We start from the raw sequence: 14,243 nt of genomic DNA, 5'->3' as shown, positions 1-14,243 counted from the left end.
TTCAGACTCACTATGGAGGCACTGTGAAAGCATTGCAAGGCGTGGAAGGTCAAGCGGTATGGGTTGAAGAACCGAGTCCTACATGCGATGTAGGGCAAGTTCGCATTCGAGTGGCGGCAGCGGGCTTGAACCGCGCCGATCTGTTACAGCGAGCAGGGCTCTATCCCGCGCCACCGGGTGCCAGCCAGGCATTGGGGCTGGAATGTTCCGGGGTGATCAGCGAAGTCGGGCCTGGGTCGTCCTGGCAAGTGGGTGATCGCGTCTGCGCGTTGCTCGCCGGCGGGGGCATGGCCGAAGAGGTGGTGGTCGATGGTCGTCATGTGTTGCCGGTGCCTGAGGGTTTGTCGCTGGCCGAAGCGGCGGCGTTGCCCGAGGTCTACAGCACCGCGTGGTTGAACCTGTTCCAGCTGGCGGCGCTCAAGCCCGGTGAGAAAGTGCTGTTGCACGCGGGCGCCAGCGGTGTCGGCTCGGCGGCTATTCAGTTGTGCAAGGCGTTTGGCAACCCATGCTGGGTGAGTGTCGGCTCGGCGGATCGGCTGGCGTACTGTGAGGCGTTGGGCGCCCAGGGCGGCGTGGTCCGTACCGATGGTCTGGAAAGTTTGAATGAGCTAGGCCCGTTCGACGTCATCCTCGATCCGGTGGGGGCCAATTATGCCGAGTTGAACCTGAAGCTATTGGCGCGCGATGGTCGCTGGGTGTTGATCGGTCTGATGGGCGGTCGCCAGGCGCAGGTGGACCTCGCTCAGGTGCTGGCCAAGCGGGTGCAACTGCTGGGTTCGACCCTGCGCAGCCGGGATGAGCAATTCAAGGCCGACCTGTTCCGCGACCTGAGTCAGCACGTCTGGCCGCTGTTTGCCGAAGGGCGCCTGAGCCCGCAACTGGCCAGGACCTTCCCGATCAAAGAGGCTGACGAAGCGTTTGCCGAGCTTGCGACCAACAAGGTGTCGGGCAAACTGGTGTTGGTGATTGACGAGAGTATTGTGTAAGAAGCAGGCATTGAGTCAGCCTCGAAAAGATCGCAGCCTACGGCAGCTCCTACAAGGTCAGGGTACACCCGCAATAATGGGGGTAGCCTGTAGGAACTGCCGAAGGATGCGATCTTTAGCGGTTTGACTATTTCCACAAATGTATCGGCCACCCGGCTTTCTCGGCGTGTTCAAGTAGCACCGGATCCGGGTTGACCACATGGGGGAAGTCGACTTTCAGCAGCAATGGCAAGTCATTGCGTGAGTCCGAGTAGAAACTCGCGCCTTCGAGGTTTTCCTCTTCGGTATCCAGCCACTCCAGCAGACGGGTGATCTTGCCTTCGCGATAGGTCAGGGTACCAAGGGTATTGCCGCTGTAGACGCCGTGGGTGACTTCCAGCTCGATCGCCAGAATCTCGTCGATGCCCAGGCGGTCCGCGATGGGTTTGACCAGATGCGTGCCCGAGGCCGAGATCACCAGGATCCGGTCGCCGGCCTTGCGGTGTGCGGCGATGGCTTTGCAGGCGTCGCTGAAGATGATCGGCTCGATCACGTCCTCGACCCAAGGTGCCACCAGGTGCTCAAGCTCTTCCGGCGTGCGCCCCGCTATCGGTTCCAGGCTGAAGGCCATGTAGTCTTCCATGTTCAGCTTGCCATGGCTGTAGGCGTCCATCAGCTCGTTGTTGCGCCGCATGAAGGACTCGCCGTCGACCCAGCCGAGGCGGCCCATCTGTTCGCTCCACAAGGTGGCGCAGTCGCCATGGATCAGGGTTTCATCCAGATCAAAAATTGCCAATGCCATCAGTGCAACTCTCTCTTCAAAATAATCAGGCGCATCAAAAGCATCAGGCTACCTCACACAGGGCCGTCGGATCGATGGAAAGTGCCAGCCGTTGACCGTCGGCATGCATATCCGCCGCTGAGCGGTTCAGCACATCGACCACCAGTTCCACGCCGCGCGCTTCGATGCGGTAACGAATCACGTTGCCCAGCAGGCTGTGGCTGCGGACCTGCGCATCGAGCTCACCGTTCAGGCTCAGTTCAATGGCTTCCGGACGAATGGCGATGCGCCCGGTGATCGGCCGTTGCAGCAGTTTGCTGGCGCTGTCGGCATCGAGCAGGTTGTAGTTGCCGATAAAACCCGCGGCGAACACGTCTACTGGCGCGGTGTAGAGGGTTTCAGCGTCACCGCTCTGGACGATCTTGCCCTGGTTCATCAGGAAGATCCGGTCAGACATGGTCAGGGCTTCTTCCTGATCGTGGGTGACGAAGATGGTGGTCAAGCCCAGTTCGCGCTGGATCTGCCGAATCTGTTCGCGCAGGTGTTTGCGAATCCGCGCATCCAGCGCCGACAAAGGCTCATCCAGCAGCAGCAGGCGTGGCCGGGTCACGAGCGAGCGGGCCAGGGCCACCCGCTGGCTTTGGCCACCGGACAGCTGATGCGGATAACGCGCGGCAAAGTCGGTCAACTCCACCAGCTGCAGCACCTCCAGCACACGTTTGCGACTGTCATCGGCCTTGACCTTTTGCATGCGCAGGCCAAACGCGACGTTCTGCTCCACGGTCATGTTGGGGAACAGCGCATAACTCTGGAACACCATGCCGATCCCGCGTTTTTGCGGGCTCAGCGGAACCAGATCGTGGCCATCGAGGAGGATCTCGCCGCCGTCCACCGCGGTCAGCCCGGCGATGCAGCGCAGCAGCGTGGACTTGCCGCAGCCGGACGGGCCGAGCAGGGTGACGAACTCACCTTTATGGATTTCGCAGTTGATGTCGCTGAATACCGTGGTACCCGAGTAATTTTTCTGCAGGTGTTGGACGCTGACGAAGCTCATTGGCTTTTGTCCTTGTTCAAGATATTGGCAACCCAGGTCAGCACCAGCACAAAGAAGAAGTAGGAGATCACCACCGCACTGGTGAAGTGACCGCTGCTGTTGCGCATATTGTTCAGGTAGACCTGCAGGGTTTCGTAACGGGTGCCGACCAGAATGTTGGCGAACACAAACTCACCGAAGAGGAACGAGAAGGACAGCAGCAACGCCACCATCAGACCCTTGCGCAGGTTTGGCAGCACCACCAGGAACGCCGCCTGCCAGGTGCTGGCGCCGAGCAGTTGGGCGGCGTCCATCAGGTCGCGCAGGTTGATCGCCTGCAGGTTGTTGGTGATTGCCCGGTACATGAACGGCAGTGCCACGGTGAAATAGCAACCGACCAGAATCCACGGCGTACCGACCATCGCGAACGGCCCGGAACCATAGAGCTGCAACAGCCCCACCGAAGACACCACCGGCGGTACCGCGAAGGGCAACAGGATCAGGATGTTCATCAGCGCGTCGAGCCGGGGGAAGTGGTAATGCACCACGAACAGCAGTGGCAGAATCAGCACCACCGACAACACCAGCGCACCGACACAGACCAGCAACGACTGACCGAAGGCCCCGAGAAAACGCGGGTCGCTCCACAGCTGGATATACCATTTGAGGGTAAAGCCGCTGGGCAGAATGGTCGCCGACCAACTGCTGGAAATCGAGTAGATCAACGTTCCGGCCAGCGGCAGCAAGAGAATGGCAAACAGCAGGTACGCCACTATCCGGTGATAGAGGACAGACGGGTCGATTTCAGCGCGAGACATGGTAGCTCCTCTTCAGCAGCAACTGATGCACGATGGTGACCAGGGTCATCAGCGCCACCAGCACCACGGCCAGGGCACTGGCCATATTAGGGTCCAGGGAGATGTCGCCGGAGACCATTGCTGCGATCCGGATCGTCAGCACGTTGAAATTGCCGGTAGTCAGCGCATACACCGTGGCGTAGGCGCCCAGGGCATTGGCCAGCAGAATCACGAAGGTCCCGAGCAGCGCCGGGGTCAGCACCGGCAGCCCGATGTGCCGCCAGTACTGCCAGCCATTGGCCCCCAGCAGGGCGGCGGATTCACGCCAGTCTTCGCGCAGGGCGTCGAAGGCCGGGTAGAGCAGCAGCACCCCCAGCGGGATCTGGAAATAGGTGTAGAGAATGATCAGCCCGGTCTTGGAGTAAAGGTTGAAATCCTGAATGATTCCGGCCTGCTTGAGCATGATGGTGAAGGTGCCGTTGAAGCCCAGCAGGATGATGAAGGCAAAGGCCAGGGGGACGCCGGAAAAGTTGCTGGTCATATTAGCGAAGGCGTTGACGAAGTTGCGCAGGCGCGAGTCGACCCGGCGCAGCGAGTAGCTGCCGAGCACAGCAATAATGATGCCGAAGATGCTGGACCAGAAACTGATCTCCAGGCTGTATTGAATTGCCTGCAGATAGAACTTCGAGTTGAAAATCTTGCTGAAGTTGGCCAGGCCCCAGCCGAACTCTTCCGATTGCACGCTGTGGATCATCACCCAGCCCAGCGGGGCGATCTGGAACACGAAAAAGAACAGCGCAAAGGGCACCAGGCACAGCACCGCCAGCCATTTGCCGCGAGTGATCGAATTCACTTCAGCAGCTCCCGGCAGACGGATTTGTCGTGGGCGACGCCCAGTAACTCGCAGATAGTCCCGCAGAGTTCGGTCTGTTTTGGCGCGGCGTGGCGATTGAGGCTGAAGGCATCGCCGAGGACAAACAAAGGGACTTCACGTTCTTCGGCGAGCAGGCCGTTGTGCGAGCGGTCGTTGTTCATACCGTGGTCAGCGGTCACCAGGACCTGATAACCAGCGTCGAGCCAGCCTTGCAGGTAGTCGGCGAGGATGATGTCGGCCGAGCGTGCGCTGTTGCGGTATTGCGGGGTATCGAGGCCGTGCTTGTGCCCGGCGTCGTCAATGTTCATGGGGTGGACTAAAAGAAAATTCGGCAAGTGCCGCAGCCGCAGGTGCTCCGCATCGGCGAACAGATGTGAATCCGGGTAGTGATCGCTCCAATAGAAATGTCCGTGCTGGATCGGCAGATCCGCAGCGATGGTATGGCGATCGCGTGCCGTGTTGAAGGGCGAACGGTTATACAACTCGCTGACCCAGTGATACGCCGCGGCAGCGGTGCTGAGTCCGGCATCGGTGGCGTAATGAAACACGCTGCGCTGGTTGGACAGGCGCGAAACATTGTTATGGACGATGCCGCTGTCGATCGGCGAAACGCCAGTCAAAATGCATTCGTAAAGCGGTCGGGACAATGCCGGCAGCTCGCACTCGATTTTGTAGAGCGCCGCGCGACCTGCGCCAGCGTAGGCCTGCAGGTGGCCCATGGCATGCCGGGCGACCTCGTAATTCAGACCATCGAGCACCACAAGGATGACGTTGTGTTTCATAGAGACGAGGACTCCGCGTCGTAGGAGCTGCCGAAGGCTGCGATCTTTTGATCTTTTGATCTTTTGATCTTTGACCTGAGACTCAAGTGAGCCTGAGAAAAAGATCGCAGCCTATCGGCAGCTCCTACAGGATTGGCGTTCAGCAAGGTATTGCCTGTGTACTCGGTCGGTGTAGGAGCTGGCGAAGCCTGCGATCTTTTGATTTTTTTTGATCTTTGACTTGGGACTCAAGTGAGCCCGGGGAAAGATCAAAAGATCGCAGCCTGCGGCAGCTCCTACGGATGCAGCATTACTGCATATTGATAATGACTTCTTCCTGCCACTTCTGAGGAAGGCCTTTGGAGGTCTTTTCCCAGGCATCGGCGTCCTTGATTGGCGTGACCTTTTTGTACTGCTCGTTCGGCAGCAGTTGCGCCTGTACGTCAGCTGGCAGCTTCAGGTGTTCGGCACGGATCGGCCGGGCATTGCCGCGTGCCAGATTGGTCTGGCCAGCATCGCTGAAGATGTACTCGCGAGCCAGTTTGGCGGCATTCGGGTGTTTCGCGTATTTGTTGATGATGGTGGTGTAACCGGAAATCACCGAGCCGTCAGACGGGATCAGCACGATGTAATCGTCTGGATTAACCATCTTGTTGCGGTAGCTCAGACCGTTGAAGTCCCAGACCACACCGACTTCGACTTCGCCCTTTTCCATGGTGGCAATGGTCGGGTTGGCCAGGGACAGACGGCCTTGCTTGGCGATCTCGGCGAACATCAACAGGGCTGGTTGAATATTCTTTTCATCACCTCCCTTGGAGATGGCCGCTGCCAGCACGCCGTTGGCAGCTTGGGCGGCGGTGCTCACGTCACCAATGGAAACCTTGTATTTGCCTTTCTCCAGGTCTGCCCAGCGGGTCGGGGCTTCGGAGCCGTGCAGTAGTTTTTTGTTGATGATGAACGCAATGGTGCCGGTGTAGGCCAGGGCCCAGTTACCGTCCTTGTCTTTCGCCCAATCCGGGACCTGATCCCAAGTGCTTGGCTTGTAGGGTTGGACCACGCCCTGTTTGACCGAGATGGGACCGAACGCTGCACCGACATCGCCGATATCAGCGCTGGCATTGTCTTTTTCCGCGGCGAACTTGGCGATTTCCTGGGCCGAGCTCATGTCGGTGTCGATGTGCTTGAGGCCATAGATCTTCGCCAGATCTTCCCAAGTGCCTCTCCAGTTGGCCCAGTCATCGGGCATGCCGACGCTATTGACCGCACCCTCCGCTCTCGCAGCGGCCTCAAGGGTTTTTAAATCGGTATCAGCTGCCATGGCTGCGGTGCACATGGCAATGGTCGAGCCTAACAGTGATGCCAGGAAAAGCTGTTTCATCCGAAGCTCCTTTGGGCGTTTTCAACGCTGCGTTTTAGCTACAGTCTTGGAGGTGGTTGGTCTAGGTCAGCAATACCTGAGCCAATTTAGGCGGGCTGGATGACATTTTGATGTCGCTGTCCTGCCAGTCAGTACCTATCGAGCTCTTGTACGGCCACTGCGAGATAAGCGTAGACCATGACTAAAAGGCTGATATGAAAGGACTTGGCTATTAAATTGCAGGTGTCTGGATCAACCGTTGGGCGGCTATGTCATCCAGCAGTCACATGCATTGCCTAGGCTGCACAGAGTTGAAAGAGCCGATTTGCAGCGCGGTTCTGCCCCGAAACAGTGCTGGTCTAGTCCAGATAGGTAACGTTGATGCGTGACGAGGCAACCAAAGCGGTGACAACCATTGGGCAGGTTTTACTGGAACAGATCGAACACGGTCTGATACCGCCCGGTGGCAAACTGCCGGCTGAACGCAAGCTCAGTGAGTTGTTCGGAACGACGCGCATCACCGTGCGTGAGGCGTTGTTGCAGCTGGAAGCGCAAGGGCAGATTTATCGTGAAGAACGCCGCGGCTGGTTTGTCTCGCCACCACGGCTGGCCTACAACCTGATGCAGCGCAGTCACTTCCACGCAATGGTCAGTGCCCAGGGCCGGGTGCCGTCCACCGAAGTGATTTCGGCGCGCTTGCAGCCGGCGTCGGCGGCGGTCTGTGCCTGGTTGCAGTTACCGGCATTATCCAGCGTGATTCAGATCTGCCGTGCGCGACGTATTGATGAGCGGCTGGTGCTGTATGTCGAGCACTACCTCAATCCGCAGTACTTTCCGCAGATTCTCGAGTTTGATATGAACCAGTCGATCACTGAGCTCTATGCGCGGCATTACGACCTGCATTACGGGCGGGTACGTTTTGAAATCGTCCCGACGGCGTTGCAGGTGGAAGCGGCGGCGGCGTTGAAGGTTTCCGTCGGCAGCCCGGGGCTGCGGATTGCTCGGGTCAATTATGATCAGCATGGGAGGCTGATCGATTGTGATCTGGAGTTTTGGCGGCATGATGCGATTCATGTCGGGGTGGATGTCCTGTAGCAGCGAGGGCCACGCTCCCTCGCCACCAGAAGGTTTGGTTTAAGGTTTGGCGCTGCTGTAGAGGTAATCGGTGGCCAGCGATGCGAGGGTTCGTACACCGACCACCAGCGCGGACTCGTCGACGAAGAAACCAGGGTTATGATTCGGCGCAGCCTTGCTCATGTCCTGATCCCTTGGGGTCACGCCTAGGAAGACGAACAGCCCCGGTGCTTCCTTCGCATAGAACGAAAAGTCCTCAGCCCCGCCCACCAACGGTCCCTGCACCACGTCATCCTTCGTCGCCCAGCGCAATGTCGGTAGCATCTTTTCTGTCAGCGCTGGGTTGTTGATGGTCGGGTCGTATTTTTCGATGATCGTCACTTCGGCTTTCGCGCCGCCGCTTTCGGCGATTTTCTCCACGGTCTGGCGCACGTCGGTATGCAGTTTCTGGCGGATGCCGTAGTCGTAGGAGCGGATGGTGCCGCTCATGTCCAGGGACTCGGGGATGATGTTGTAGCGGGTGCCGCCGTTGATGGTGCCGATGCTGACCACCGACGGATAGGACGAGATGTCGGTACGGCGACTGACCACGGTTTGCAGGCCGACAATGGTTTGCGCGCCGACGGTGATCGGGTCGATGCCGTCCCAGGGCCGACCCGCGTGGGTTTGTTTGCCGAGGATTTTGATGCGCAGGTCGTCGGAGCTGGCCAGGGTCGGGCCGGGGCGGTAGGCGATCTGGCCGGCGGGGATGCCCGCCCAGACGTGCAGGCCGAACACTGCGTCCGGTTTCGGTGATTTCATCACGCCTTCCTGGATCATCATTTTCGCCCCCCAGGTGTTTTTACCGTCGGGGATGAAGTCGCTTGGACCTTCTTCTGCCGGTTGGAAATAGAACACCACGGTGCCGGGCAATTTATCGCGCATGCCGGTGAGAATTTTCGCCGCGCTGAGCAGGATCGCCGTGTGAGCATCGTGGCCGCAGGCGTGCATCACGTCGACTTCTTTGTCCAGGTAGGTGCCCTTGGCTTTCGAGGCGAAGGGCAGGTCCGAGACTTCCTTGACCGGCAGCGCATCCATGTCGGCGCGCAATGCCACGGTCGGGCCGGGCAGGGCGCCTTTGAGCACCGCGACCACGCCGGTGCGGGCGACACCGGTCTTGACCTCCAGGCCCATGGCTCGCAGCTGTTTGGCTACCAGTTCCGAGGTGCGTTTTTCGGTGTTGCCCAGTTCTGGATGGGCGTGGATATCGCGGCGGGTTTCCAGCAGTTCGGGTTTGAGGACCTCGGCCTGTTCGGCGATGTGAGTGCGGGCGGTTTCCAGGGTATCGGCGCTGACGTTACCGGCCAGCGCGCCGAACAGGGTGATCAAGCAGGTCTGTGCAATGCGGGTCAGCTGCATCGGGATTCTCCATGATTATTGTTTTTAGGCTTCAGTGCCTGTGACCAGGCTGTCGCCCGATCGTGCTATTCCTTCTGCGTCCCACCCCCTGCCGTCACCACTTGCACACTCATCCGCGGCATCGCCAGATCCAGCCCTGCTTCATCCAGATGCCGCTTGAGCGACAAGTTGAACGCCCGGGAAACTTCCCATTGCTTGATCGGCGCAGTCTTGAACCTGGCACGCAGAATCGCGCTGCCGGACTCGAAACTTTCCACCCCCTGAATCTCCAGCGGCGACCAGATATCACGGCGCTGCAGCGGATCGGTGCGCATTTTCTGCCCAACCTCGCGAATCAGTTTGATCGCGTCATCAATTTCCATGTTGTACGGGACCGCTACCCGGAAGATCGCGTAGCCGAATTCCCGCGAGTAGTTCTTGATGCTTTTGATTTCGCTGAAGGGAATCGTGTGCACGATTCCGTCGATGTCCCGCAGGCGCACGGTGCGGATGGTCAGGCCTTCGACGGTGCCGAGGTGCCCGCCGACGTCCACGTAGTCGTCGATGGCCAGTGAGTCTTCGATGATGATGAACAGTCCGGTGATCAGGTCGGCGACCAGCGACTGGGCACCGAAGCCGATGGCCAGGCCGATTACCCCGGCACCGGCCAGCAGTGGCGTGACGTTCATGCCCATGTTTGCCAGGGCGACGATTAGCGCAATGATGAAAATCGCCACGAACAGCACGTTGCGGATCAGCGGCATCATGGTTTGCGCGCGGGCATTGGCCAGGCCTTTGCGCGAGCGGGTCAGGGCGTGATGCACGGCAGTGTCGCTGAGGATCCAGATCAGCCAGGCGAAGATCAGCGTGCCGACGAGGCTGAACAGTTTGACGCTGATTTCGTGGCCATCGCCTTCGGCAAAGCGGATCAGCGACATGCCCCAGACGCGCAGCCCGAGTTCAATAAACACCAGCCACACCAGCAGGTGCGCGAGGGTATAGAAAAAGCTTTTCAGGCGCTCCGAATACAGGGCGTGGCGTTTGAGCCCGCGCTGGGGTTTGAGTGCGTGGCGGCGCACCAGCCCGTTGATCACCATGCACAACACCAGCAACACGGTGCAGATCAGCGCCTGGCGCAATGCGGTGCTGGTATCGCCGGCCGAGACGAACGTGGCAAACAGCGAGATCGCCACCAACACCAGCGCCGGCAGATACCAGAAGGTACCGAGAATGTCGATGGTGTCGCTCAGGGCGCGACGGGTCAGGCGCCGTGACAATGGCTGGTTGCGGATCAGGTGCGCGATCGGCCGCCGGAAGCGCAGGATGAACATCCCGGTGGACAGCGCTGCCAGCACATTGGCGGTGGTCGCGGCAGTGTGCGCCAGATGTGTACCGAGGCTGGTCACCAGGCGCGGGTCGCTCAAGGCCTCTCCGAAGGCAGCGAAGCTGCCGATCAGCCACAGCGGGCGGAAGGCCTGATGCCGCAGGATGTACAAGGCGCGATGACGGTGCGGGCCGTCGAGTACGGAAAACGCTACCACACAGACCGCCGAGAAACAGGTGCCGACCACCAGCGCGTAGGCCAAGACCATCGCCAGGTCTTTACCCAGGGACGAGGGCAGCGAGTAGCTCATGTAGACGGTAATCACCAGCGCGATCAGCCATGGGCCGAGCTTGCGCAAGGCAAAACGCAATATGTCCCAGGCCTTGGGGTGCTGCGGTAGTTCTTCGGGGAGACCAAAACGCGTCCGTACCCGATGGCTGAGCCAGATCAGCGCCGCGGCCAGCAGGCTCCAAAGCATCAGAACCAGGGCGAAAGCAAAAATGATCGGCAGCCATTCGCTGGCCGGCAACATCAGCGCCATCAGCTCTTCCCCGGCCAGATCGAACTCTTGCGACCATTGGGTGAGAGGACTGTCGATGCCGGAGAACCGTTTCTCGAGACTGGCCAGGGTGCCGCCGATCAAGCCGAGTACGCCTTGTTCGGCGGTTGGCTGGGCTTTCTTGGTGGCGTCGCGGAGCTTTTTCAGGTCGGCCAGTAGTTTTGCCCGCTGCTGATCGTTTTCCAGCGACTTGATCACTTCGTCCAGCGATTGCCCCAGAGGCTCCTCGGCCTGCGGTTGGGTTTTCGCCGAGCCGCCGAGCAGGCCCGGCAGGCCGACAGCCTGGGCCGCCGGCATGGGGAGCAGCATCAACAGGCAGATCAAGAGGCATGTGGGCAGGGCGATAAGACGAGCGAACACTAGGCGGTCAACCTCAAGATTTACGGATCGACCGAGTGTACGAGGCGGCTAAAACCAATGCGAGCGCAGCGAACGCATTTATTCGGCGAGTTTGGCGAGGATTTTGTAAACCACGGTGGCGAGGATCAACAGCATGCCGATCCACATGCTGAAGATACCGAGGTTTTTATCGCGAAAGTTGTACCCGATGGCCAACAGGATCATGCCTGCCAGGATCGGAATGAGCATGGAGTTGAACGCAGACATCGAAATCATGGTGACTACCTTGTCCAAAGAGATGGATAGGAGTCTAGGTTGCTTTTTCGCGATTGGGGTTGAGGTGTATCAGAAGTGAAGCAGCGCGTTGCCAGTCAGGCCGTCGTCGCGGGCAAGCCCGCTCCCACAGGGGTACAGCAATATGGGAGAGGGTTGCCCGCGAAGGGTTTTGATGGTTATGGCAAATCGCGACTGGCGTAGAACGCGCTGAGCACTTTCACCAGATGCGCGAGGTCATGGCTGCCGCACAGCTCCCGGATCGAGTGCATGGCGAAGGTTGGCAAGCCGATGTCCACGGTGCGCACGCCGAGGTGGCTGGCGGTGATCGGGCCGATGGTCGAACCACAGCCCATGTCGCTGCGCACCACGAAGCTTTGCACCGGCACTTCTTCAGCCATGCACAGATGGCGGAAGAACCCGGCGGTTTCGCTGTTGGTGGCGTAGCGCTGGTTACTGTTGACCTTGATCACCGGGCCGGCATTGAGTTTCGGGCCGTGGTTGGCGTCGTGTTTGTCGGCGTAATTGGGGTGGACGCCGTGGGCGTTGTCGGCCGAGACCAGCAGTGATTTCTGAATGGTCCGAACGAACTCGTCACCTTCTGGCAGCAGGCGGCGCAGGGTTTGTTCGAGCATCGGGCCATCGGCGCCGCAGGCGGAGCTGGAACCGACTTCTTCGTGGTCGTTGCAGACCAGCACGCAGGTTTCGTCGGTCTCGGTGTTGAGCAAGGCTTGCAACCCTGCATAGCAGGACAGCAGATTGTCCAGCCGTGCGCCGGCGATGAAATCGCCATGCAGGCCAATGATCGCCGCGCTTTGGGTGTCGTAGAAGCTCAGCTCGTAATCGAGCACCACGTCGGCATTCAGGCCATGTTCCCGAGTAAGCTGGTCGGTCAATACGGCGCGAAAGTCCACCCGCTCATCACCGGCAAACTGCGCGAGGATCGGCGGCAATTCGGTTTGCGCGTTGATTGGCCAGCCTAGGTTCGCGTCGCGATTGAGGTGAATGGCCAGGTTTGGAATGGTCGCGATCGGCAGCTTGAAGTCGACCAACTGGCTTTCGACCTTGCCGTCGCGGCGGAAGGTCACACGCCCGGCCAGCGACAGATCGCGGTCAAACCAGGGAGCAAGCAAGGCGCCGCCATAGACTTCGACGCCCAGTTGCCAGAAACCCTGGCGTTGCAGTTCGGGCTGTGGCTTGACCCGCAGGCACGGACTGTCGGTGTGCGCGCCGACCAGGCGGATACCGCTGTGCAGCGGTGAGTGGCGGCCGAGCTTGATGGCGACGATGGAGGAGTCGTTGCGGGTAACGTAGTAGCGACCGTTAGCCTCGGTGGACCAGGGTTCGCGCTCATCCAGGCGCTGATAACCCGCCGCTTCCAGACGCTGGACCAGACTGGCGGTGGCATGAAACGGGGTAGGGGAGGCCTTGAGGAAGTCGATCAGGCCTTGGTTCAACTCTTCGCGCATAAGTAACTCCAGACAGCAATGGCGGGAGTTTACCGTATTGGTCGCAGGTTGGGTGCCGGACGGCTCTTCGTAGGAGCTGCCGAAGGCTGCGATCTTTTGATCTTCTGCTTGAGACTCAAGTGAAGTCGAGAAAAAGATCGCAGCCTGCGGCAGCTCCTACAGGGGGACATCGACATTGGCTTAGAACGGTGCCGGGCACTCGAAGCGCAAGCGCTCACCGGTTTGTGGGTGAGTGAAGCTGAGCATGCTCGCGTGCAGACACAACCGTGGCCAGGCCGCCAGGGCCTGCGGATGGGCATACAGTCCGTCACCCAGCAGCGGGTGGCCGATAGAGAGCATGTGCACGCGCAACTGGTGCGAACGGCCGGTGATCGGTGTCAGCTCAACCCGGCACCAGTCGCCACAGCGCTCCAGCACTCGCCAGAAGGTCAGGGCGTTTTTGCCGAACTCATGGTCCACCACATGCCGCGGTTTGGTCGGTGGGTCGTAGCGCAGCGGCAAGTCGATACTGCCGCTGTCCAGTTCCGGTTGGCCCCAGCAGAGGGCGGTGTAGGCCTTTTCGGTCTCGCGGTCGTGAAACTGCCGCGACAGTTCACGGTGAGTGTCGGGATCACGGGCCAGCAGGATGATGCCGGAGGTTTCCCAGTCCAGGCGATGGACGATTCGCGCCTCAGGGTAGCCATTTTCTTGCAGACGGGTGATCAGGCAGTCCTTGTTGTCTTCGGCCCGACCGGGCACGGAAAGCAACAGGGTCGGCTTGTCCACCACCAGAACGGCGGCGTCCTGATGGATGATGCGGATATTCGACAGCGGCATTAAAACAGCCTCGTAACAAACGCCAACGGCGGCTCGGACACCCCTGCTCCCCGTAGGAGCTGCCGCAGGCTGCGATCTTTTTCTCGATTCCACTTGAGTCTCAAGCAGAAGATCAAAAGATCGCAGCCTACGGCAGCTCCTACAGAGGCGGAAGGGCCCGAGCCGCCGTGGCTCCAGCCGGATCGATCAGCGATCAGGCAGGGTGATATTGAGTTCCAGAATCGAGCAGCTGCCCTGGTTTTCCAGTGCGACATGTACGTCATCGGACCCGATATTGACGTACTTGCGGATCACCTCGACCAGTTCCTTTTGCAAGGCCGGCAGGTAGTCCGGGGTGGTGCGTTGGCCGCGTTCGTGCGCCACGATGATCTGTAGACGCTCTTTCGCGACCGACGCGGTATTTACCTTTTTAGTGGCACGAAAGAAGTCAAAAATGTTCATTGT

Annotated in this window: 14 protein-coding genes; 2 read left to right on the top strand and 12 right to left on the bottom strand. The window is 59.7% G+C overall.

From position 1 onward, the window contains the following. Window positions 1-23: 23 nt before the first annotated feature. Window positions 24-986: a zinc-binding dehydrogenase gene (locus tag F8N85_RS20055; protein ID WP_150805266.1), complete on the top strand. Its 963-nt coding sequence runs from the start codon at window positions 24-26 to the stop codon at window positions 984-986. A 127-nt stretch (window positions 987-1,113) separates the two neighbouring features. On the opposite strand, the gene F8N85_RS20050 is transcribed toward F8N85_RS20055, so the two are convergent. The 6 genes from F8N85_RS20050 to F8N85_RS20025 all read right to left on the bottom strand — a co-directional run bounded on the left by F8N85_RS20050 (window position 1,114) and on the right by F8N85_RS20025 (window position 6,589). After that, the gene (locus F8N85_RS20050) at window positions 1,114-1,767 is read right to left on the bottom strand and encodes an HAD family hydrolase (RefSeq protein WP_150805265.1); all 654 of its coding nucleotides are present in this window, start codon (window positions 1,765-1,767) and stop codon (window positions 1,114-1,116) included. A gap of 43 nt (window positions 1,768-1,810) precedes the next feature. Further along, complete coding sequence (locus tag F8N85_RS20045) at window positions 1,811-2,800, bottom strand: ABC transporter ATP-binding protein (protein ID WP_150805264.1); 990 nt, start codon at window positions 2,798-2,800, stop codon at window positions 1,811-1,813. Beyond that, a complete protein-coding gene (locus F8N85_RS20040; protein ID WP_150805263.1) occupies window positions 2,797-3,597 on the bottom strand; it encodes an ABC transporter permease in 801 nt (266 codons plus the stop codon). The genes F8N85_RS20045 and F8N85_RS20040 overlap by 4 nt, the downstream gene beginning before the upstream one ends. Continuing rightward, window positions 3,584-4,429 carry an ABC transporter permease gene (locus F8N85_RS20035; protein WP_150805262.1) on the bottom strand — a complete coding sequence of 282 codons (846 nt, stop codon included), beginning with the start codon at window positions 4,427-4,429 and terminating at the stop codon, window positions 3,584-3,586. The genes F8N85_RS20040 and F8N85_RS20035 overlap by 14 nt, the downstream gene beginning before the upstream one ends. Further along, complete coding sequence (locus tag F8N85_RS20030; RefSeq protein ID WP_150805261.1) at window positions 4,426-5,232, bottom strand: alkaline phosphatase family protein; 807 nt, start codon at window positions 5,230-5,232, stop codon at window positions 4,426-4,428. Before F8N85_RS20030 ends, F8N85_RS20035 begins: the two co-directional genes overlap by 4 nt. A 289-nt stretch (window positions 5,233-5,521) precedes the next feature. After that, complete coding sequence (locus F8N85_RS20025) at window positions 5,522-6,589, bottom strand: ABC transporter substrate-binding protein (protein WP_150805260.1); 1,068 nt, start codon at window positions 6,587-6,589, stop codon at window positions 5,522-5,524. A 360-nt stretch (window positions 6,590-6,949) separates the two neighbouring features. On the opposite strand from F8N85_RS20025, the gene F8N85_RS20020 reads away from it, so the two are divergent. Next, entirely contained in the window at window positions 6,950-7,663 is a 714-nt protein-coding gene (locus F8N85_RS20020; protein WP_150805259.1) for a UTRA domain-containing protein, read from the top strand. Window positions 7,664-7,702: 39 nt separating this feature from the next. Here the strand turns inward: F8N85_RS20020 and F8N85_RS20015 are convergent, their stop codons facing one another. From F8N85_RS20015 to minE, 6 genes are all read right to left on the bottom strand, one after another. Beyond that, on the bottom strand, window positions 7,703-9,040 hold the full coding sequence (locus tag F8N85_RS20015; RefSeq protein ID WP_150805258.1) for an amidohydrolase: 1,338 nt from the start codon (window positions 9,038-9,040) through the stop codon (window positions 7,703-7,705). A gap of 65 nt (window positions 9,041-9,105) precedes the next feature. Further along, the gene (locus F8N85_RS20010; protein ID WP_150805257.1) at window positions 9,106-11,262 is read right to left on the bottom strand and encodes a mechanosensitive ion channel family protein; all 2,157 of its coding nucleotides are present in this window, start codon (window positions 11,260-11,262) and stop codon (window positions 9,106-9,108) included. 78 nt (window positions 11,263-11,340) lie between these two features. Then, window positions 11,341-11,517, bottom strand: coding sequence for a hypothetical protein (locus F8N85_RS34575; protein ID WP_191636219.1), 177 nt, complete (start codon window positions 11,515-11,517; stop codon window positions 11,341-11,343). Between the two features lie 176 nt (window positions 11,518-11,693). Beyond that, the gene (locus F8N85_RS20005) at window positions 11,694-12,983 is read right to left on the bottom strand and encodes a M18 family aminopeptidase (RefSeq protein WP_150805256.1); all 1,290 of its coding nucleotides are present in this window, start codon (window positions 12,981-12,983) and stop codon (window positions 11,694-11,696) included. A gap of 180 nt (window positions 12,984-13,163) precedes the next feature. Next, window positions 13,164-13,799, bottom strand: coding sequence for an RluA family pseudouridine synthase (locus tag F8N85_RS20000; RefSeq protein WP_150640240.1), 636 nt, complete (start codon window positions 13,797-13,799; stop codon window positions 13,164-13,166). Window positions 13,800-13,985: 186 nt separating this feature from the next. Then, window positions 13,986-14,240, bottom strand: a complete 255-nt coding sequence (gene minE, locus F8N85_RS19995) for a cell division topological specificity factor MinE (RefSeq protein ID WP_150640239.1) — start codon at window positions 14,238-14,240, stop codon at window positions 13,986-13,988. Window positions 14,241-14,243 lie beyond the last annotated feature (3 nt).

The organism is Pseudomonas fluorescens, assembly GCF_902497875.1.
Taxonomy (GTDB): Bacteria; Pseudomonadota; Gammaproteobacteria; order Pseudomonadales; family Pseudomonadaceae; genus Aquipseudomonas; species Aquipseudomonas fluorescens_BR.
Note: the sequence above shows the minus strand (reverse complement) of the source record. Positions and strands in the feature narration are given on the sequence as shown.